The organism is Sneathiella sp. (assembly GCF_041689005.1).
In the GTDB taxonomy this organism is placed as follows: Bacteria; Pseudomonadota; Alphaproteobacteria; order Sneathiellales; family Sneathiellaceae; genus Sneathiella.
Window position 1 is genome coordinate 1 of record NZ_JBDNHC010000124.1, and the last position, 20,209, is coordinate 20,209.

Genomic DNA, 20,209 nt, shown 5'->3' on the forward strand with positions numbered 1-20,209 from the left:
ACTCTGCGCAATCGAAAACACTGTCAAAAAGGGTGGATGGTCGATTTTCTATACACATGACGTCCAAAAAACGCCTTCCGAATGGGGAACAACGCCTGAATTACTGGAATATGCCGTTTCTAAGGCGCTTGAACTCGGATGTCATGTGCTTACCGTACGCAATGCGATTGGGGCGGTGGGGTTTCGACAATAGAATTATGAAACTCGAACAAATGACATATATACGGTAATACCGGCACGCCAAAAAGATTGAGGTTCTGATTTGCGAGTTAAAAACCACATATTTGTATCTCTCTTTTTTCTCTCGCTATTTCCCGGCATAGCCTTTGGGTCGGATATTTACATCGATTTTCAAACCGGTCAGGATTCGAATAACGGTATATCGAAAGAGGCGCCCTGGCAGCATGCCCCCGGGGACCCAAACGCGACAGATCGCGCTGGCGACTACAGTTTGCAACCAGGGGACACGGTTTATTTCAAGGGCGGCGTTGAATATCTTGGCAATATCGTTATTGCCGATGACGGCGCGCCCGGCAAACCCATAACCTATAACGGCAACGCCTGGGGTGAAAAACGGGCGACCATCAGCGGCGCCAAAGAATTGGACGTAGCCCTCGCGCCCTGCGCCTCCCAAAGGGCCTGCTACGATAATCCGAATTGGCAAAAGCTCTATATATCGAAACTGAAGGATCCAATCGATCCGCTCTCTGTGGTCTTTCTGGGGGAGGAACGCCTGTGGCTGGCGCGCGAACCGAACCAGCCCGATCCGTTCTGGTTTGACGATATCGCGCATTATTCAGTCATCGACGGCTTTGGTAAGGAACTAACATCAAGTTCACTTACAATTGGCAGTGATCTCAAGGATCTCCGCCCGGAAAACTGGTCAAGCGCATTGGTCGGCATTTGGATGAAACCCAATGTCGTATTAATGCGACCGGTCCAAAAAATCGACGGGGGCTCCGGGAAAATTTATTTCGAACCGGTTTCCAACAAACCCTACACTGACCGAGACTCCTATTTCGCTTTCTTCAACCGACCTTCAGATATTGATCAGCCGGGGGAATATGTAATTGATAACAATGCCCGGAACATTCTCTACTGGCCTAAAGATTCGGCCTTGATCAAACGAGAAAAACTCCATGTCAACCAACTGGCTGCTGGTTTTAATATCAATGGCAAAAGTAACATTACGATTACAGGCTTTAAGATAACCAACTATTTTGGCGGCTTAAAGGGATGGGCGGCCGGCGCCGGCGTCATCAATGTCAAGAAGAACACCCAGAACCTGGTTGTTCGGGATAATGTGATCAGCCACCTTAAATCCGCTGAAGGGGTGGGCGCGATCCAGCTTCATCATGTAGAAAATGCTGTCATTGAAAATAACACGATCGTGGAAAACGAGAAAAACTCGGGCATCCGGTTTGGGTATTCAAAGAATATTATAATCCGGAAAAATGTTATCAAGCGTATCGGGCGAACCGGTATCCGGCTGATAGAAACGGAAAATGTCGAAGTTTCCGGTAATTATCTAACTTCTATTCATGGTGGGCATGGCAACGGCATGTCCGTCTATTTGAAAAACAAGAATATACTCGTCGCGGATAACATTATTGAGGATGCGCCCAGCGCCTTTACCTATCATGGTTCCGGCAAACCGGGGGAAGCTGAAAACCTATGGATATTGAACAATATTTTTCTTGGCAGGGTGAATAGTTGGGGCAAGAATTTTTCCTCTGTGGTGATACTCCACAACCTTTTCCTAGCTCCCGAGGAGCGTAAAAAAGCGCTTCAAATTCCGGGCCGAGAATCCAATACGGTGGTTAAAAACAATATAATTGATGGGTTTTCTTCAAAGCCCATGTATCGTGATTGGGAAGTGTCCAACAATCTTTACACATCCCTTAGCTGGACTCAGTCCTCTAAATATCACTGGAGCATGGAAGAGGGCGGCGAAGTTGACGACGATATTGCCGACGAAATTTTCCAGTTTGTAAAAAGTAAACATGCCGTTGATAGACCGAATGGGGAGAATATTTCCGCGTACCTGCCGACTAATTTGTTCAAAACTTATGATTTCAGTTATTGGTCACAGAACAGGCCTGTCGGTCCCAGCCTCATTCCCGCAAAATAATTAAATATACAGTGCTTGTGCCCTGCTTAGTTTTTCCTCACAGCGGGACCGGCCAAGGCAGCGTTAATATCGCTGCTTTTCTAACTCGGTTGGTTCGGAATAGGTCGAGTTTTCCAGCACGAGCGAATAAATATTTACCAACAGCCTTGGTCAGGATTATTCAGCTGACGGCAGCCTGAAGTACAGATTAATGGCTCAAGACGGATCAGAAAAACCGTCATAGGCAACGATGGATTTCACCAACCCGAAAAATGGCTCATCCCAAATTTGCGATTTCGGAAATAATTCCTTCATTTCAGATCGCGTCATAAGCCGGACCTCTTCCACCGCCAGCTTTGCGTCTTCCCGGTTAGTATAGGGACCGCGCCAGCCGCAACGGCGTTTTTGAATAAGACTGATGCACATTGCCAGCGGCATCCATTGCCATCCCGGAACATGAAAATGCGGCTCCATCGGGAACCAGAAATTGGGCGTCTGCACCCAATAGGCCTTGGCGACGCGCTGCACCTCCTCCGCCATCCGCCGCTGATTTTCGAACGTAAATAAATGCTCGATCACCGAATTGCTGAAGGCAATATCAAATTCCTGATCGCCAAATTCAGACAGATTGCAAGCATCTCCCTTAACAATTTTTATATTGTCAAAACCCGACTCGCCAGCCGCTAGGTTGATGGCAACGACATCGACATCGCTTCGGCCGGCAAACCCCACCTGCTCCCAGAATTGCGCGGTTCCACCAATATCAATGATCTTTACCGGCTTGGGTATCTGGTCATACAGCTTCTTGAATATGTCGAAACGGCGGCGTCGCATTTTGTTGGAAAACGAATTTGCCTTCGAAACGTCTGTCGCGGATCTTAAGTTAAACATTTTTACCAATTCCCACATTAGATGAATTATTTATCCGGACCGCCGTTTGGCTTGCTATAGGCGAATTTTCCAACTTCCTGGGGCGCCGGTTTGTAGCTTCGCGCCAGGAAACGGCAGCGCTAGTTAAAACACCTAACAAGATATTTCCGAGCAAGAGGGGTGGGCCAAATAGTCCGACGGACATACTCGAAATGTCCAGTGCAATCAGCGATGAGACAAGGAAGAAAATCAACTTCCGCTGGATTGGATCTTGAGATTTTTTTCTCGCGTTTATTCCGAACCGAACTGCGTTCACATGAGAAAATATATACATCAGTGAGGCCGGTATGCCACCATTGACCGCAACGACTAGAAATTGGTTGACCAGATCGACATGGTTCCTGCCGTCAAGCAAGCTTCCCCAATATTGTATTGATTTGCTACCCACTCCCACTAGCCAATAGTCGCGCCATTGAGAAAAAGCAACTTCCAGCAGCTTTGTTCGGTACCAGGCCGTACTTGAATTCAGGGCTAGATAATCAATAAGATTATAAAAATGTCTATTCGATGCAATTTCAATGAAGATAGCGGCCACGGCCATGGAATACAGTGTCGGCTTGATAAGAGAGGGCCGCAAAATATACGCGTTACACACAATGAGGAATGCTACCGCGAGCCAAGGTCCGCTCGACATTGAGGAGAAGGCCCCAAGTGCCGCAAAAAAGGCTCCTAATGTGGCTGTCTTCTTTAGTCGCGGATCGGCCCGTAAGGACCAGGCTATCCCAGCAATGACCGCCATGGCCATGCCAAAGAAGATATGAACCGACGTACTCGCTTTTGCCCGCATTAACCCCAGACGAAACTCTAAATCCTTGGGAATCCAGACCCACCCTTTATATTTATCGAGCGCTTGGTAGGGGGAGTAAGCTGTTATGGCTTCCGACCAACCCATGACACACATGAAGACAGCAATGGCAAACAACGGGAAGGCGAGTGCCTTCAAATCCGCCCTTGAAAGGATAGCAAGCCGGGCGACAAAATACATGAGAACCGTATCGAACCCCTGTCCAATCATGCGTGTGATTTGCGCCGATTCTGACCCCGCAACTATCGACGCGAACATTGTCCATATCCAGAGTAAAAGGACAAGCCAGTCAACAGAGCAAAAATTCATCCGCCGGTTTCGTCCCAGCATTATAAAGCGGGCCAGCATTAAAAGGGCGACAAGACGCGGGGCCGACATTTCGGCCGGCCCCATCGGAATGCGGAGGTACTCCGGCCATATCATCATTGAGACGATTAATATACCTAGGGCTCTCCCTGGGCTTGAAATAAAGGCAAGTATTCCACAGATAGCCGCGACAAATAGAGTGACGGCAACCATCAGTCCTGACGATCCTCTAAGTGGGCCGTTCTTTTTATATCGATCCGTTTATTCAGCCGCTTTTTAAATACTCTCACGATAGTTCCAATTATTGATTGTCGTTTTTCCGTCCAAGTAAGCTCATCCCGCCAAAAACGGAAAAAGGTAAACCCGACATATTTTGGCACAGCGGCACCGAACAATCTGAGGATAATCAACCGTGGCCAGATATTTCCCCTGGACCCTAACAGGTTCGGCTGGGATTTCGGAAGCAGCGTCGTATCTCTTTTTTCAAGAATGAGAAAACCGGATTTTTCAGCTTCGAGTATAAAATCCCGGCCCTTTTCTGTTCTGGCGACAATTAGCGATTTCCCGGGCTCCCCTTCTTCCACGTCACGGTACCATGGGTCGCCGACAGAAATATCCGCAAATTCGCCCGTATGATCAGGACATATATAACACCGCCATTGACGATATTTTTGCAAGAATCCCCACGACTCCGCATAAGTCATCTCAGTGGATTCATCCTCACCAGCCGCCGTTGAATACTGAACCGTCCACATGCCCGGCCAACCATTGCCACGGTATCGAACGCTATGAACTGTCGACGGATCCTGCACCCCCGCCTTTTTAAGTAATTCAAGCGTTCCTTTTGTCGATGGCGTACCGGCACAGAAAAAGGCGATCGTCAGGCCAATTTTCCGGGCAAGCTCCGAATTACTTTTCATGGCTTTTCTCACAGCCGCAACATCACAGGGCTTACCAATAAAAGTAATCGGCTGCTTTTCGTCCATTACAAGCTCTAGACCATCGCAGGGACTGGCAGGGGCATAACGCGAACCAGTAGCAGAAATTAGCTCGTCTCTCGTCTTGCTTAAAACGGTTTCATTCAGATAGGGGACATCTTTACGCGCATTCGTGTGCAGAACTCCGCTGAACCCTTTTTTCGCAAGCGTAAAATCAGCAAGTGCCGTTGCAGCTCCGCCACTTGAGCCGCTTTTTCGAATAGATGGATCGCACGCATACCCCTCCCAAACCTCAATGACGGGGCCCCATCCGGCCATAAGTTCTTTTTTCAAATAGGATGCATTCCTATCAAAATCGTGAGTGAGGTTAGCCCCGGGACAGGACTTGAGGGCCACCCCCGTTTCACTAGCCGGATCCTCACGCAGAAACGGGCGGCTCCCAAGCGCGGGCGCATCGTCGATTTCGAACCTGTCCGGCTCCAAAAATCCGCAAATGCCGCAGCCCGTACATAATTGGCGTTCGGCAACGTCCATGATGGATTTCAACTCACTACTCATAAATATTCCTGTTTAACAATCGTTACCCGGGTTATTTTCACGAACCGACGGTATCTCTGGTGCAAGTCTCGAGTTTTCTCGTAAAAGGTAACAATTCATCCAGCGTGAGAGGACTGACAAGGAGGTCGCCTGCCTCCATTAATTCTGGCAAGCTTAACTCCCACCAATTCGATTTACGAACCAGATCCTCTATTTCCGGCGTAAACCGCTTTCTTATCATCTTCGCAGGATTCCCAGCATTAATGGAAAAATCTTCGATATCTCTGGAAACGACAGAGTTTGCCCCGATGATGGCCCCATCGCCAATACGTTTACAGCCTGGTAAAATCGTCGTCCGGCTTCCAATCCAAACATCATTTCCGATGGTAAGCGGATTATCCTCATCGGCGGGTATAGTATCCTCATCAACGATACCCAGATATCTGTTATAAAAAAACGGGTGCTGCGTTAGTGTCGATCCGGGGTGGTTTCTTCGAAAAATATTAAGCTCGCTGCCAAAGGAGCAATAGGAGCCCACGGTTGTTCCCCGCGGCATTTCGCCAACGTCAAGACAGGGACCATAACTATAACGACCAACCTTCACATCATGATAAGTAGCTAGTATCTCACGCAAGGTTTGGGAGAAAAAACGTCCTCCTTCACAGCGGCTGCATAAGGCAATACATACCCGTCGAAGTCTCTCAACTCTATAGGCTGAATGAATTTGACGCGAAAAGCGGCATTTTGAACTGCGAGTTTTAGCCTGCGCCAGTTCAAGTTTTTCGAGCGTGAAGACATTGTCCATATTATTCTATTCAAAGACCCGCTTCTTACATTACACAGGTATTTTTGATTGCCCTTTGTTTGTTTTCTTTAGCCACGTCAACAGGTCCGTTGCAAATGCCATAGATATTGCCAGGGCGCAAATACCTGCGATTATCGACCCGGCAATTTCAAAAGCCGGATTTTTCCCAGTCACAAAATTCAGCGCAAGAACCATTGTTGAAGCGGCAATCAAAAGAGAGATTACAATGGATTTGTAAATGAACAATAAATTTATCCCAAGTTTAACACGCAGAAGAATAAAAATAGAAATAACGGATAACGTTTCTCCAATGATGCCACTCAGGATAATTCCGAAGATCCCCCAACCCTGCCAGACCGCGATCAATGCTAATACCAGCGCCGTACTCCTGACCATATTCGCGTATAATGGCAACTTCGTCTGGCCACAGGAAATCGCGACAATCACGGGACCTGATTTTACCGTCCTAATACCTTGCACTAACGCCAGCCACCCGACGATTAACGTCGCTTCAGCATACTGATGTCCAAAAAGCAGCAACAGAAGAGCCGGTCCCGCAAGCGCAAGCCCCACATACAAAAGAACCCCTAACAGGAGACAGGCCTTCATGGTCGCTATGGCGCCAAATTGAAACTTGTCCGGAATGAGTTGATCCGCGGAAAGCATCGGCATGAAAAATGACTGACACATACTCGCAAGAACCATTGATGGAAAAAGCGTGAGCGTAAAGGCAGCACTGAACCAGCCAAGTTCTTCCATACTGAAAGCTGCGCCCACAATTGCCCGGTCCGCCTGAAAGACGCCAAACAAAAGAAACCCGTTAATCATTAACGGCCAGCCAAAAGAAAATATATGGCGCAACACGGCCATATCCCATGCCCAACGATATTTCCGGCTCGCCGTCAGGAACGAAATTATGACATTTGCAATTACCTGAATGGTTATCAGCCAGAGCATTACCCTGTAATCTTTGAAATAGATTGCAAGCGGGGCTGCCAGTAGCATCGTCAGCAGTTGGGCTCCGTTCTCGGTCAGGACGGACGGAGCAAACCGCATTTCTCGCTGGGCTCTTGCGGTGTCCATATGAACAAATCCGCGAATAAATGGTAAAATGGCCAGCCATTGGAAGGCGCCAACCACTTCCGGTAATTCAAAAAGATTTGCCACGGGCCCGGCAATAGCGAACAGGATGAGAGAAAGAAGTGCGCCCCGAAGCACATTAAACGCCTGCACTGTCGCTTGCAACCGGGGCTCATTCCCTTCGGGAGATTGCACTATCAGGCGGTCAACACCAAGAACGCTTGTCATTTCTATGAAGGCCATCGTGATCCCGAAAGTCGCGGCAATACCGAAATCTTCCACACTGATGAGCCGGGCTATTATGATATTGCGGGCGAACGTGCTAAGTGCCCCGGTTGCGCCGCCAATCGAAAGAAGAAGGCCGCTTTTTAAGTGATGTCTATAAGACACGGTACTTCGCCTTCTAGTTCTCTGGTTTAAATGTTTGCAGTAACACTCAAAATGCGACCTGCGATTGCTGTCATCTGATGATCAACCTGGTCTTCCAAATGGGGAAGCGCCTTTTTGAGTGAGTTTTTTATATCTTCTCGTCTCATAAATGACGCTTTCAGCCGTTCAACGGTTTCCGCCGTATCAAGAATTCTGGGGTCGACAACCTCCTCGACCTGACCACAGGTATCGAACACCCCTTTGGTCTTGTCGCTGTAGGCAATTGCCGAGGCCGCAACGCCGGTTGACAGCGCAGCAATGGCTGAATGCATTCTCGTGCCGCAAAACCAGTCCATTTGTGAAATCAGCCATTTGGTCTGGTTTTGATCCAGTGTATTCGGGGAAATATGGAACCGGTCCCTGAATTCCGGCGCAATCTTTTCCGCCACCATCTCGGAGGCACCTGAATCGGATTCAAAGCTTTCCGAAGTGCTCATCACATGGGGGATGATCACCAGGGTCGAGTTGGTGGAGGCCAGCAACCAGTTGCAGAATTCCTGAACCACTTCCCGGTAATCCGCCTTAAATCGATATTGAGATTTGGCTGCTGCCGGATCATTATAAATAAGTCCGCTGACGTTGAACCCGACTATCGGGGATCCATTTTTTTCCTGCGCCAGCAGGGCATTCAGTTCCGGTCCAAGCAAGTCTTTGGCACTTCTCATGCCAAGCGCAAAAGCAAAATCAACGCCACTTCGGTGTTTGTGCTCGTCAAAATCGTCGCCGAGCATGCCTCTAAGAATTTCGTAGCTGTGCGGATCCCGCGCCCAAGCCATGTCCGCGCCTTTGGCCGCCTTTACGGCCAGCCGCCGCAATTTCGGGCTGTTATAGGGGCCATATGTCTGCGGCAGCAAAATTAACGGAATTTGACGCCGCAATGTGATTAGCTTGGGACGAACGACACTCAAGAACCGTTTTACGCCATAAATATCGCTGAAGCTATCCCCTCCCGAGATATCGAGCACAACATCGCATTTGTCGAGTTCCCGGACCACGGAATTCAGGTAGCGCCCATAGGAGTTAAAACGCGAGGCCAGTGCAATAGTCGTAATATTTTCTGGCAGATAATAGCGATGGCCGGCACGCATGCCGACCTGATCAACTTCGATACAGGCGGTTTCCGTGAATTCATAGGAAACCTGGCGTTTGCCGATACCGTTGTCGAAAACGCAGAACCGCGCATCAGGCAACAGCTTACTCATGCCTTCAATCGTCGATGAGAACAGGGCCGAAACGCCCATATTGGTCGTGTCCGGAGCGGCACCAAACAACCCGATGGTGAGAGCATTTTTTTTTGTCATGCGGCTTTTGCTTATCAATCAATCTTAAGTTAAAAACTTAATTAGGGACATATTCAGGCAATATTTTAAAGAGGTCCGCCGAGAATTTTGCCAGCTTTTTGTCTGCCAGAACCTCAGACATGGTCGACCGGATCGGCATCGACAGACGCACCAGAGCCCCGTCTGTCCGCGCCGACGTCAGACCACCCCACAGCAGGTTGAACTTGGCCTTATATTCATTGGCAATATATTTACCGCGTTGCTGGAACCAGTAATACACGAGGAGCTTATCTTCGCCATGAGTGACCAGAACACGGTTGACTGGAACCTGTTGGGTCCCATTTTTCAGCGTAATTTCCGTCAAGCTTTCAATTTCCCAGCCCCCTGACGGGATGCATACGCGCGGCGAATGCGGCGTATTTCCCGCCGACTGCTGCTCGTAATATCCGATAAACAATGTCACCGGCGGCAATCCGTCGGCGCGATAATGGCCGAGAAAATAATCGCTCATATTAAGAATAGTTTGCTCCACGCCCGGCAACACATCTTCCTCGGCAATCATGTTGTCGATTTTAAGCGGAAATGTCGTAAACGGCCGCCGATCGGGAATTTCCGGCTCGATCGAGCGTAAGGTGATAACGAGGGGAACCAGGATAATGCAGATAGCCGCCGCGCCCATAATCGGACCGAACGGTGTGCCCCTGGATGATTTTACGTTCTCATTTACCGAAACCTTGAGAACGCCGCCGCCGGCGGTGGCCTTTTCTTTCTTTGTCATGGTCAGGTAACAGATAATGAGCATCACCACGAAAGAAAACAGGAAGAACACCCAGCCCTCGAAAAGGTGAAAGAAGCCGTCGGAAACCTGGGTGTCACTCCATTCGGCGAAAGCGCCAGTGAGGAAAATCCGCACGCTGTTCATGATGACGGAAACGACCGCCGCCAGAACGACGAACAAGCCGCGCTTCCACAGCGGGATATCAAACAGCATCGCCGCCAGCACGCCGAGGCCGATCATCGGGTAAAGATAACGAAGGCCCGCGCAAGCCTCGACAACTGCCAGCTTGATGGTTCCCATGTCGATGATGTTACCGTCCTGGAAAACCGACAGGCCTACCGCGCGCAGCATGCTCACACTCATATCCGTCGATAAAAGTTGCAGTCCGTAAGTCAGGTTGGCGTTCAGAAATGCGGGTGGCGGAACAACGAATGGCAGCAACACAAGAGAGGGCAAGATATAGCGGCCATAAGTGAGACCCCCGAAAATCAGGAACAAACCCAGTATCATAAGGAATAGGCTTAGATGGCGAACATTCTCGATCCCCGCCTTAACGGCCAGCGCATAAACAAATCCGGCCAGCAGGCAACAGAACACCCCGAGCCAGTTTCCGCGGCTGTCGTTTGAGTCAAGAAGTGCCCGGCGCGCCCAGAGCAGGTACAGCGATACGGCAAGCATCAAAGGACCATGACTGAACTCTTCCATGTTCATCCAGTCGGCCCACAGGATTTCGCCGTCCGGAATGTAAAGAATGAGAATCGCGCCTAGCAAAATAGCCAGTAGTATTCTCGTCCAGCCAACCCGTTGTAACACTAAATCCATTTGCTCTAATCTCTTGTTGTCGGCACCGAAATCTAGGCCGAAAATATGCTTACATTATGTTCCCGGTTTTTACCTGTTCTTACTCTAGTAATAATAGGCCTTGGAAACTTCCTCCGACTTGTTCAGAACAACACCCAGCAGGTTCGCCGATTGAAGCTGCCGGCGGCATTCCTTGACATCGGCGGGCTTGGTTTCCCCGCTTGAGACGATCATCAACACACAATCAACCTGAGGGATAAAGGCGATCGCATCGTCCGTCGCCTTCAAGGGCGGTAAATCAAAAATACAAATTCGCTTTTCATAGCGATCCCGCAAATCAGAGACCAGCTTCTTGATTTTGCGCGACGTCAGGATTTCCGTAGATTTCTTGATCGGCCGATGGTTCGGTAAAACGACAAACCGCGGGACGCTGGGATTTACCAGGGCGTCCGCAAACTCGATCTTGTCGTCGAGATAATCGGCAAAGGTATTTTCATCAGGCAGACCGAGATAGTGAGCGACACGCGGACGCCGCAAGTCAAAATCCACCAACAAGGCCGTATAATCTGTCTGCTTGGCAATACTGACCGCCAGATTGATAGCAACAACCGTTTTCCCGCATTCCGGCGTCGGCGAGGTAATGGCCAGCGTCCGCCAGTTATTGGCCTCCATTTTCGCCAGAACCTGGGTTCTCAGGATATCAAAGCTGATCGAATTGGGATCCTCATTATCGAGTGTAATGATGCGGTTCTTTTCCAAATGCGCCGGATCAAGATCGACCACCCGCGTCTCGTTATAGACGATCGGCGACTCTACAATATCGATCTCGTCGACACCGGCCGGCATTTCCGGATCCCGCAACCGTGACACCGAGGCGCCTGACTGCTTTTCCTTGGCTCTGGCAATCGCTTCTTTGATACGTTCCACGTCGATCCCCTAGAATAATGTAACTATAAGTTTATTGATGGCGACCCAGCCCCGGTAAAACAGGGTGTCCAATGGCTGATACAGGAAATGAACGGCCGCAAGCATCATGATAATCACGACAATGGGTATGGCGATATACAGGTAAACCTTGTGGCGATGCTTCCCCGCTTCCGCCAGAGTATGAATATAGGGGATCGAGACAATCGGTGGATGCTTGAGTACGGCTTCAAGTTCCGATGCACTTCGAATTCGCCGGTCCAGAAGCTCGACCAGGAAAATACAGCCGACACCGAATGCCAGACCGGCCGCACCGCCGAGACCCAATATCTTCTTTCTGTTCGGGGATATGGGCTCCGTCGGAACGACGGGCGGTTCAAGCAGCACAAATCGTTCCGCCTTTTTCCCTTCTTCGAGATTCTGCGAAAGCTGCGCCTGCGCCTGCTTCGCTTCCATATTATTGAATTTTTCGAGCGCTTCCCTGTAGTTCCGATTGAGCACACTCAGGCCACGCTCAACCTGCGGAATTTCAATAATGATGGCTTCAAGCTCTTCCTGTTTCTTTTTGGCCGCGATAATCTGCTTGCGAGCCTCCGCCATCTTCTCGTCTGTGCCCCTGATCTGCAGTTGCAGCTTTTCGATCAACGGGTTGTAGGCCGGATCGGTGGACGATTTTCCTGACGCCGCCAGCGCCGCCGCATCCTCTTGTGCCTGTTGTTCTTCGAGCGCGGCGATACGCTTTTTCAATGAAATAATGTCGGGATGCGAATCTGTCAGCCGGGTCGAGGCATTGAGCAAGGCTTTCTTCAGGCTTTCGATATTTTGCTCAAGTTCGGTTTTTTGAACAGTGGAGCCGGCGACATTTCTGCCCGATCTTGCCGAGGTCAGTTCAATCTGGAGGTAGCGTTTTTCTTCCTCAAGCGAGCGAATGTCGCGATTAAGGTCCCGCTCTTCCAATTCTGCGCGTTCCAGCATTTTCAGCCGCAGATCGAGATGTTCCGGCAGGGCATCCCCGTGTTCCTGCTTATAAGCGGCAATCTTACCTTCGATTTCAGTGAGCTGCGCCTGCATTTTCTCCGTTTCATTATTCAGGAAAGCGGTGGTTTCAGAGGCTCGCGCCGTTCTGGTTCTCACATTCTCACTCAGAAACAGGGTGACAAGCTCATTCGCGACCTGAGAAGCGATCTGGGGGTTTTCATGCTCAAACCCCAGCGAAAAGGCGATTGTTGTCGTTCCCCGCCGACTGCTGCTACCTGAAACATCCGAGGTGATGACGTTGATGGATATCTGGCGTTGCATGCGCTGAATGAGTTCGGAGACGGGCAGCAATTTCCGATCCTCGCCAAAAACGTCATATTTATCGATGATTTGCAGCAGGTTTCGCCGCGTCATCACGCGTTGCTGGATTATTGTGATCCGCTGATTGGGGTCAGTCGTAACGGATGATTGAACCAGTTCCGTCGGGATCTGCTGCGTCTCAACGAGGATGGTGCCGACGGATTGATATTTCTGCGGTAAAATCAGGATTACCGCGACGCTTCCGATCAGGATAAGGATGAATGGAATGAGAAAAAACAGAAAGCGCCGCCTGGCCGCCGACACAATACGGCCAACATCAAACGACGACGCCTCATCTTCTTCAGGTAACGTGTAATCGGTCATTCTTACGCTCTAATTCATTCATCAACGGATTTAAAAACAAAATGTTACACAATTCAAATTCCGCAAACCGTCCATATGGTACAGTTTTGCGGCGATCCAAGTCACTTCCCAATATAATAGATCTTTTTACGCACAAAGGGTTAAGGAATGGTTGGTACATATACAAAGGGACAATATTGCGGCAAATTTTCCGTGCTTGAAAAACAGAAAGAACGACAAAATACATAATTTGGTGTTTAACATAGATTATCGAAATCAGAAACCGGGGAAAATTATACTTGTCCGGCCTGTTTGCGTCCACAAGGCCATACGAAATTTGACCTCCTGAGCCGTTAATACGCATTTTTATTAATGAAGCCAACAAACGCCGTCATCGCCAAAATCTGCAAATCAAAGAACAGCGACCAGTTCTCGACATAATAAGTGTCATAGTTTACCCGCGCTTCCATTTTTTCGAGCGTATCCGTCTCCCCCCGAAATCCTTTGACCTGCGCCCAACCCGTAATTCCCGGCTTAACCTTGTGGCGGGCAAAATATCCATCGATCAATTCTGAATATTCCTCGTTATGATCCACGGCATGCGGTCGCGGCCCGACGAGCGACATGCACCCGGAAACAACGTTGAAGAGTTGTGGCAGCTCATCGAGACTGGTACGGCGGATAAATTTGCCAACGCGGGTAATGCGCGGGTCATCCTTGGAGGCCTGAACCGTCACCGGCCGCTGTTTCCCATCATGATACATGGAGCGAAATTTATAAATCTCGAAGATCTGGTTGTTATAGCCATAACGTTTCTGCCGGAACAGGATCGGTCCCTTGCTTTCCAGACGGATCGCCAGCGCCACCAACAGCAACACCGGCGAAAAGGCCACGAGCAGCAAGCTGCCGAGAATACGATCCTCCAGCGCCTTGATGGCGATTTTAAAGCCGGACAGGGGCGAATCCACCACCTCAATCATCGGCACGCCGCCAAAATGATTGGGAGAGGGTTGGTAGGGGAAACGGAACCCGACGAGGTCGGAGACCAGATGGACATGCGCCGGCAGCTCGCGGAGGCGGCTGACGATCTCTATCTGGCGCTCATCCGCATTCCACGGCAGGGCGACAATGATATCGTCAACATGATTTGTGCGGACAAATTTGATCAGCGCGTCGATATTGCCGAGCAGCAGATGTCCCCCGACAGTCGGCCCGACACGTTCGATCCGGTCATCAAAAATGCCAACGATCTTGTTAATGGCGGGCTTTTCGTTGCTCAGTTGTTTGAGCAGGCGCTCCGTCTGCTTGCCGCCACCAAGGACAACGACATTGCGTGTGCAAATTCCCCGGCTTGCAAGATAGTTGATCACCAGGAAGCCGATCAGGCGATAGGACAGAATGACGATGAATGTTGCTGCGCCAAAACTATACATCCATACCCGCGAGAACTCGTTTGAGACCTTCAGCGAAAAGGCGACGGCCAGCAGCAGCATGAAGGTGGTCAGGCAGACTACTGCCAGCTTTGGGAAATTGGTCAGCGGCGCCAGGATCGTCGAGAACGAATAAATGCCAGCATACCGGCCGAGAAAAAAGAAGGTGATCCAGATAAAGCAGATGGCGAACAGGTAATTATCATGCAAACCCAGGCTTGTCCCGATGAGAAGGTGATAGCTCACGATCCCGACAAGCAGGATCAGGCAGGCGTCCAAAAAACTGAATATCGTCGATAACACGCGCGAGGATAAGGGATAACCTCCCTTGATACTCACTTGCTGGATATTCAAATTTCTGTCCGGGATCTTGTTCAAAAAATCTCTCCAAAAATGCCGGATTAAAAAGCGTCAAATATGCCGTGCGGGTCCATCCGGAAAAGACTTTGTTGCCGACATTCGAGGAAAATATTACAAATCGCACATCGCTTATGACAATTTACAATGTATTACGTTAAAATTTTATAAATCGATTACCTAATAATGGAACCTTATGGCAGCAAAATGTCCTTACAAAACATCCGAATAGCCTATTTCATCTGGGCCGCTGGAATGATCGCAGTGATCATCCTGTCCCTTATGCCGCCGGGCCAGAACCTTCCCCTGTCCCATTTCGCCTCGGATAAAATAAGGCATTTCATCTGCTATGCCCTCCTCGCGTTCGCTGCCTGTCAGGCGGGACGGGACTGGAAGCGGCGAATTCACATGTGCATTGTAACATTTTTTATCAGCGTCCTGATCGAATTCTTGCAACCATACACGGGCCGTGATTTCGAGGTCCTTGATATGCTTGCCAATTTGTCCGGCATCCTGACGGGCATAAGTATAACATTTATCCTGCTCCGCTGGCAGCAGGCTCACGCCCGTCCGTGACAATTATCTCAAACTTCGATCCCAAAGTTGCATATGTGCACCATATCGGTCTTCCCGCAGTTCCAGATAGGCCTGCTCAAGCTGCCAGGTCAGTGTGAGCGGTGCCGTCAGTTTATGTGGCGGTCCGTATTTTCCTTCAAAATCATCCACAAAACCAAGGTCCTGCAGCCGCTTGTCCGGATAGGTCGCAGATATTTTCCAGACCCTGTGGCCTGCGGTGGGCGACGTGTAATTCACCCGGTAGGTGACCCGATCCGCCGCATTTGCAGGCTGATAGACACAGATAAGCAGTAAAACCGGCGCGTTTACAGACTTTCCGTATCTGCTCTCTGCCGCGCAATTGCCAAGGCCGCCCCCGCCTTCGCCGCCTGTGGTGTCACCAAGTTGATACCCCGTCGACTTGTAGAGCGCCTGATGAAGCGGCACACCGGACGGCGGTGGTGGCGATGGGGCGGTGCAGCTTGCCAGGGCAAATGCGACAAGAACCGCAAGGACAGAAACCCTTACCCTCTCGGACCCCGCCCGTCTTAACCCCTCAACTCGCATTCACGCATTCCCCCGCGTTGCACTCAAGCCTCAACATACCCCAGCCGCTGTTCCACTTCACGGAGAATATCCGCCGGATCCTCCATTCGCCGGATGGAGGTGAACAGATCCGTTGATTCGCAATAGGTGCGTCCCAGAAGCTTAGTCCATTGTTTCAGACGCCCCGCCTGACGGCTTCCGCTAGCCATACTCTCGATTAAACGGTGATAGTCACCAATAAGTTTCAGAATTTTTGGCCAGTCGAACGCGGCATTGGCAGACGGGCTATTTTGCAGTGCGGCAATTTCGAGCGCCAGGCTTGGTCGGGCAATTACGCCGCGGCCGATCATCACATCGGCACAGCCGCTGATCTCGCGGCAGCTCAGGTAATCCGCCACCGTCCAGATCTCGCCATTCGCCACTACGGGGATCGACAGGGTCTCCGCGATCGGCCGCAGATACTCCCAATGCGCTGGCGGGCGATAGCCTTCCATCTTGGTGCGCGCATGAACCGTCAGCTTGGCGGCCCCGGCCTCGGCAATGGCGAGGGCATTTTCAAGCGCGCGGGACTTATCCGAAAAGCCGAGCCGGATTTTGGCGCTCACCGGAATGTCCGCTGGTACAGCACCGCGCACGGCGGCGACAATGTCATGCAGCCGTTCGGGCCATTGCAGCAGGGTCGCCCCCGCATCATGGCGGTTGACGGTTTTCGCCGGACAGCCGAAGTTGATATCAATACCAGGCGCGCCGAGACTGGCAACGAGGGCCGCGTTTTCCGCCATTACCTGTGCCTCCCCGCCCATAATCTGGACATGGACCGGGACCCCCGCCGCGGTTTTTCCTCCGGTTTTAAGCTCCGGGCAATATTGATGAAAGACCGAGGCCGGGAACAGGTGGCGGCTGACACGGACGAATTCCGACACGCAGAGGTCAAACCCGCCGATCCGGGTCAGCAGGTCGCGCATATAGACGTCGACAACCCCTTCCATGGGGGCGAGTGTCATGCTCGGCACTTTTTTCTTTCCCCTATTTGTCCTGACATATTTTAGTGGTAAATAGACAGCATATAAAAAGGATTAAAATATTTGAACTGTCATAGGGGCAGTTCGCAGCAAAAGGAAGCCGCAAATGAATGAATTTCTGTCCGCCACGGACCAGAACCACGGAAACGTTACGCTGTTACAGGAATTCAACGACGCGGCAGGCGCCTTCGAGTATCTCAAATCCCTCTACGACGAAAATATCGCCAAGGTGAAAAACCGCTTTGCCGCCTTTGAAAAAGGCGACAAGTCCAGCCCTGCCGATACAGCCTATTATCCCTATGTCGGCCTGACGGTCGAGTCCAGCGATATTAACCTGAACACGCGCCGTGCCTATGGCAATCTCGATGCGGCCGGAACCTTTGGCACCACGCTGACACAGCCCGACCTTTTTGAAAGCTACTACAAGGAGCAGATCGAGCTCATTCTCAAGAATCACCGCCGCTCGGTCTCTGTCGGACTGAGCGACAAGCCGATGCCGCTGCCGTTTGTGATCGAATCCGCGTCTGCCGACGTGACCGCCGATGACATGCGGGCCCTGCAGAATATATTCTTCATGCCCGAACTTGCCAATATCAACGACAGCATCGCCAACGGCACATTTGTCCCGAGCGGGGCGGAGCCGCGGCCGCTTTCCCTGTTTACGGCGGCACGGGTCGATTATTCACTACTCCGGCTTTCGCATTATACCGGCACGACGCCGGAGCATTTCCAGCGCTTCGTGCTGTTCACCAACTATCAGCGCTATGTCGACGAGTTCATCGATTACAGCAAGGACCAGGTGCTCAATGGCGATGAATACCAGGCTTTTGTCGAGCCGGGCAATGTCATCACCACCAACGGCAAGCTGACGGGCGGCCCGGCTTCGGGGCTAGCGCCCTCGCATCTGCCGCAGATGCCCGCGTATCACCTGGTGCATGAGAAGCATATGGGCATCACTCTCGTCAATATCGGCGTCGGCCCGTCAAATGCCAAGACGATCACCGATCATATCGCCGTGCTCAGGCCGCATTGCTGGCTTATGGTCGGTCATTGCGGCGGCCTGAGACGGACCCAGCGCCTCGGTGATTTCGTCCTTGCCCATGCCTATGTCCGCGAGGATCATGTACTGGACGGGGATATCCATCCCTCGGTTCCGCTGCCCGCCATCGCTGAAATCCAGGTCGCCCTGACTGAGGCCGTGGCCCGCTCGGCGGATATTTCAACCGAGGCGGCGGCACTTAAGGAGCATTTCCGTACCGGTACCGTCTATACGACCGATGATCGCGACTGGGAATTGCGCCACAAGGAACTGGCCGTCCGCTTTAACCAGACGCGGGCCATTGCCGTCGACATGGAATCGGCGACCATCGCCGCCAACGGTTTCCGCTTCCGCGTGCCCTATGGCACCCTGCTCTGTGTCTCTGACAAGCCGATCCATGGCGAGATTAAGCTGCCCGGCATGGCCAATAAATTCTATGAGGGGCGAACTGCCAAGCATCTGCATATCGGCATTGATACCCTTCGACACCTCCGCAAAAGCGGCGTCGAGAGCCTGCATTCGCGCAAACTTCGCAGTTTTGACGAACCGGCTTTCCGCTAACCGTCAGCGGGTGGCGTCAAGATGCGTGAGGATCAGACCTGCCAGATGGTCGCACAGCGCTGGCGACAAATCGTGTCCCATGCCGTCGACCAACTCAAAGCGGGCGGACGGAATAAGCTCCGCCGTCTCCTCTCCGGCTTCCGGCGGGACCAGCAGGTCATCCTCGCCATGAATAACCAACGTCGGGGCGGTGATGCCCTCCAGACCCAACCGGCGTACATTTGATGCCTGCACGGCGGTATATTGCCGCATATAGCCAGCCGGACAGTAACAGCGCGCGACACAGGCGCGGATATGCGCCGTTAGCGCCTCCCGGTCCCAGCGGAACCCGGGACTGCCGATCACGTCATTGACCTCCAGACCGAAGGCGACCACGGCCTCCATATCCTGGCTGGCCGGCGCAGACATCAGCACCGTGTTTGCCGCGGGGGGCGGCAGGTACCGGTCACTGCTGGAGGAACTTATCGAAGTCAGCGACAGAACCCGGTCGCCATGAAAAATCGCCATCAATTGGCCGATCATGCCGCCCATGGACATGCCGACAATATGCGCGGCTTCGATTGAAAGGCCTTCCATCAATCCGGCAACGTCGTCGGCCATATCGTGTAAATCATAGGGGAGTGCGGGAACCTCCCCGGCGGCGAGCTGCTTCAAAATGGCACGAAGATCAGGAACGCCCTTATCGTCCAGCTTCTGCGACAGGCCAATATCGCGGTTGTCGAACCGGACCACATAATACCCCGCCGCGGCCAGCCGCTCACAAAACGGGACCGGCCAGTCGACAAGCTGCAAGCCGAGCCCGGTGATCAGGACAACCGCCGGATCGGTGGCATCGCCAAAGGTTTCATATTCAAGGGACAGCCCGTTACTAATCAGGTTTGCCATAAGTGATTTCTCTTGAGTGCGGGTCACAAAAAAGCGGACCAAAAAGGCCCGCTTCCCTGTAACAGATTACATTTTATCTAGCTCGCTGACTTGATCCAGTCCTCGATCGCGCTTTTTGGCGAGGCGCCAACCTTGGTCGCGGCAATTTCCCCGTCCTTGAACAGCATCAGGGTCGGAATACCACGCACACCATATTTCGTCGGTGTATTCTGATTCTCGTCAATATTGATCTTGGCGATCTTCAACGACCCGTTCATTTCCTGGGATATTTCGTCAAGTGCCGGTGCAATCTGCTTGCACGGACCGCACCATTCGGCCCAGAAATCGACCAGAACAAGGCCAGAGGCATCTAATACATCGTCCTTGAAGGAACTGTCGGTGACTTTCGTAGTGGTCATAATATCCTCATTTTCAGGCTAAACTCTTAAAGTTGTCCACGCCCATTTCGCG

At 51.4% G+C, this 20,209-nt stretch carries 18 protein-coding genes and 1 pseudogene; 4 read left to right on the forward strand and 15 right to left on the reverse strand.

Features of this window, described 5'->3' with window-relative positions; genetic code table 11:
• Positions 1-193: pseudogene (locus ACESNI_RS13790) on the forward strand (hypothetical protein); the annotation flags it as partial.
• Positions 194-307: 114 nt separating this feature from the next.
• Here the strand turns inward: ACESNI_RS13790 and ACESNI_RS13795 are convergent.
• Positions 308-634: a hypothetical protein gene (locus tag ACESNI_RS13795; protein ID WP_373087825.1), complete on the reverse strand. Its 327-nt coding sequence runs from the start codon at positions 632-634 to the stop codon at positions 308-310.
• Between the two features lie 75 nt (positions 635-709).
• Here ACESNI_RS13795 and ACESNI_RS13800 point away from each other — a divergent pair, with 75 nt between their 5' ends.
• Positions 710-2,131: a right-handed parallel beta-helix repeat-containing protein gene (locus ACESNI_RS13800; protein WP_373087827.1), complete on the forward strand. Its 1,422-nt coding sequence runs from the start codon at positions 710-712 to the stop codon at positions 2,129-2,131.
• Between the two features lie 195 nt (positions 2,132-2,326).
• Here ACESNI_RS13800 and ACESNI_RS13805 read toward each other — a convergent pair whose 3' ends face one another.
• The 10 genes from ACESNI_RS13805 to ACESNI_RS13850 all read right to left on the reverse strand — a co-directional run bounded on the left by ACESNI_RS13805 (position 2,327) and on the right by ACESNI_RS13850 (position 15,172).
• Positions 2,327-3,001, reverse strand: a complete 675-nt coding sequence (locus tag ACESNI_RS13805) for a class I SAM-dependent methyltransferase (RefSeq protein ID WP_373087830.1) — start codon at positions 2,999-3,001, stop codon at positions 2,327-2,329.
• Positions 2,994-4,364: a hypothetical protein gene (locus ACESNI_RS13810; RefSeq protein ID WP_373087832.1), complete on the reverse strand. Its 1,371-nt coding sequence runs from the start codon at positions 4,362-4,364 to the stop codon at positions 2,994-2,996. The genes ACESNI_RS13805 and ACESNI_RS13810 overlap by 8 nt, the downstream gene beginning before the upstream one ends.
• On the reverse strand, positions 4,364-5,422 hold the full coding sequence (locus ACESNI_RS13815) for a Coenzyme F420 hydrogenase/dehydrogenase, beta subunit C-terminal domain (RefSeq protein WP_373087835.1): 1,059 nt from the start codon (positions 5,420-5,422) through the stop codon (positions 4,364-4,366). The genes ACESNI_RS13810 and ACESNI_RS13815 overlap by 1 nt, the downstream gene beginning before the upstream one ends.
• A gap of 262 nt (positions 5,423-5,684) precedes the next feature.
• Positions 5,685-6,431 (reverse strand): CatB-related O-acetyltransferase, encoded by a 747-nt coding sequence (locus tag ACESNI_RS13820; RefSeq protein ID WP_373087837.1) that lies wholly within the window; start codon positions 6,429-6,431, stop codon positions 5,685-5,687.
• Between the two features lie 30 nt (positions 6,432-6,461).
• Complete coding sequence (locus ACESNI_RS13825; protein WP_373087839.1) at positions 6,462-7,901, reverse strand: oligosaccharide flippase family protein; 1,440 nt, start codon at positions 7,899-7,901, stop codon at positions 6,462-6,464.
• A gap of 26 nt (positions 7,902-7,927) precedes the next feature.
• Complete coding sequence (locus ACESNI_RS13830; protein WP_373087842.1) at positions 7,928-9,241, reverse strand: polysaccharide pyruvyl transferase family protein; 1,314 nt, start codon at positions 9,239-9,241, stop codon at positions 7,928-7,930.
• 37 nt (positions 9,242-9,278) lie between these two features.
• A complete protein-coding gene (xrtD, locus tag ACESNI_RS13835) occupies positions 9,279-10,820 on the reverse strand; it encodes a VPLPA-CTERM-specific exosortase XrtD (RefSeq protein WP_373087844.1) in 1,542 nt (513 codons plus the stop codon).
• Between the two features lie 84 nt (positions 10,821-10,904).
• Entirely contained in the window at positions 10,905-11,726 is an 822-nt protein-coding gene (locus ACESNI_RS13840) for a CpsD/CapB family tyrosine-protein kinase (protein WP_373087846.1), read from the reverse strand.
• 9 nt (positions 11,727-11,735) lie between these two features.
• On the reverse strand, positions 11,736-13,385 hold the full coding sequence (locus ACESNI_RS13845; protein ID WP_373087849.1) for a lipopolysaccharide biosynthesis protein: 1,650 nt from the start codon (positions 13,383-13,385) through the stop codon (positions 11,736-11,738).
• Positions 13,386-13,717: 332 nt separating this feature from the next.
• Positions 13,718-15,172 (reverse strand): undecaprenyl-phosphate glucose phosphotransferase, encoded by a 1,455-nt coding sequence (locus tag ACESNI_RS13850; protein ID WP_373087851.1) that lies wholly within the window; start codon positions 15,170-15,172, stop codon positions 13,718-13,720.
• Positions 15,173-15,358: 186 nt separating this feature from the next.
• On the opposite strand from ACESNI_RS13850, the gene ACESNI_RS13855 reads away from it, so the two are divergent.
• Positions 15,359-15,727 (forward strand): VanZ family protein, encoded by a 369-nt coding sequence (locus ACESNI_RS13855; protein WP_373087853.1) that lies wholly within the window; start codon positions 15,359-15,361, stop codon positions 15,725-15,727.
• A 3-nt stretch (positions 15,728-15,730) separates the two neighbouring features.
• Here ACESNI_RS13855 and ACESNI_RS13860 read toward each other — a convergent pair whose 3' ends face one another.
• Positions 15,731-16,273 (reverse strand): hypothetical protein, encoded by a 543-nt coding sequence (locus ACESNI_RS13860; protein WP_373087856.1) that lies wholly within the window; start codon positions 16,271-16,273, stop codon positions 15,731-15,733.
• A 23-nt stretch (positions 16,274-16,296) separates the two neighbouring features.
• The gene (locus ACESNI_RS13865; RefSeq protein WP_373087948.1) at positions 16,297-17,256 is read right to left on the reverse strand and encodes a tRNA dihydrouridine synthase; all 960 of its coding nucleotides are present in this window, start codon (positions 17,254-17,256) and stop codon (positions 16,297-16,299) included.
• A 124-nt stretch (positions 17,257-17,380) separates the two neighbouring features.
• On the opposite strand from ACESNI_RS13865, the gene ACESNI_RS13870 reads away from it, so the two are divergent.
• On the forward strand, positions 17,381-18,874 hold the full coding sequence (locus ACESNI_RS13870) for an AMP nucleosidase (RefSeq protein ID WP_373087858.1): 1,494 nt from the start codon (positions 17,381-17,383) through the stop codon (positions 18,872-18,874).
• Between the two features lie 3 nt (positions 18,875-18,877).
• On the opposite strand, the gene ACESNI_RS13875 is transcribed toward ACESNI_RS13870, so the two are convergent.
• Both ACESNI_RS13875 and trxA read right to left on the reverse strand, forming a co-directional pair.
• Positions 18,878-19,759: an alpha/beta fold hydrolase gene (locus tag ACESNI_RS13875; protein ID WP_373087860.1), complete on the reverse strand. Its 882-nt coding sequence runs from the start codon at positions 19,757-19,759 to the stop codon at positions 18,878-18,880.
• Between the two features lie 77 nt (positions 19,760-19,836).
• A complete protein-coding gene (trxA, locus tag ACESNI_RS13880; protein WP_373087862.1) occupies positions 19,837-20,157 on the reverse strand; it encodes a thioredoxin TrxA in 321 nt (106 codons plus the stop codon).
• Positions 20,158-20,209: the final 52 nt, after the last annotated feature.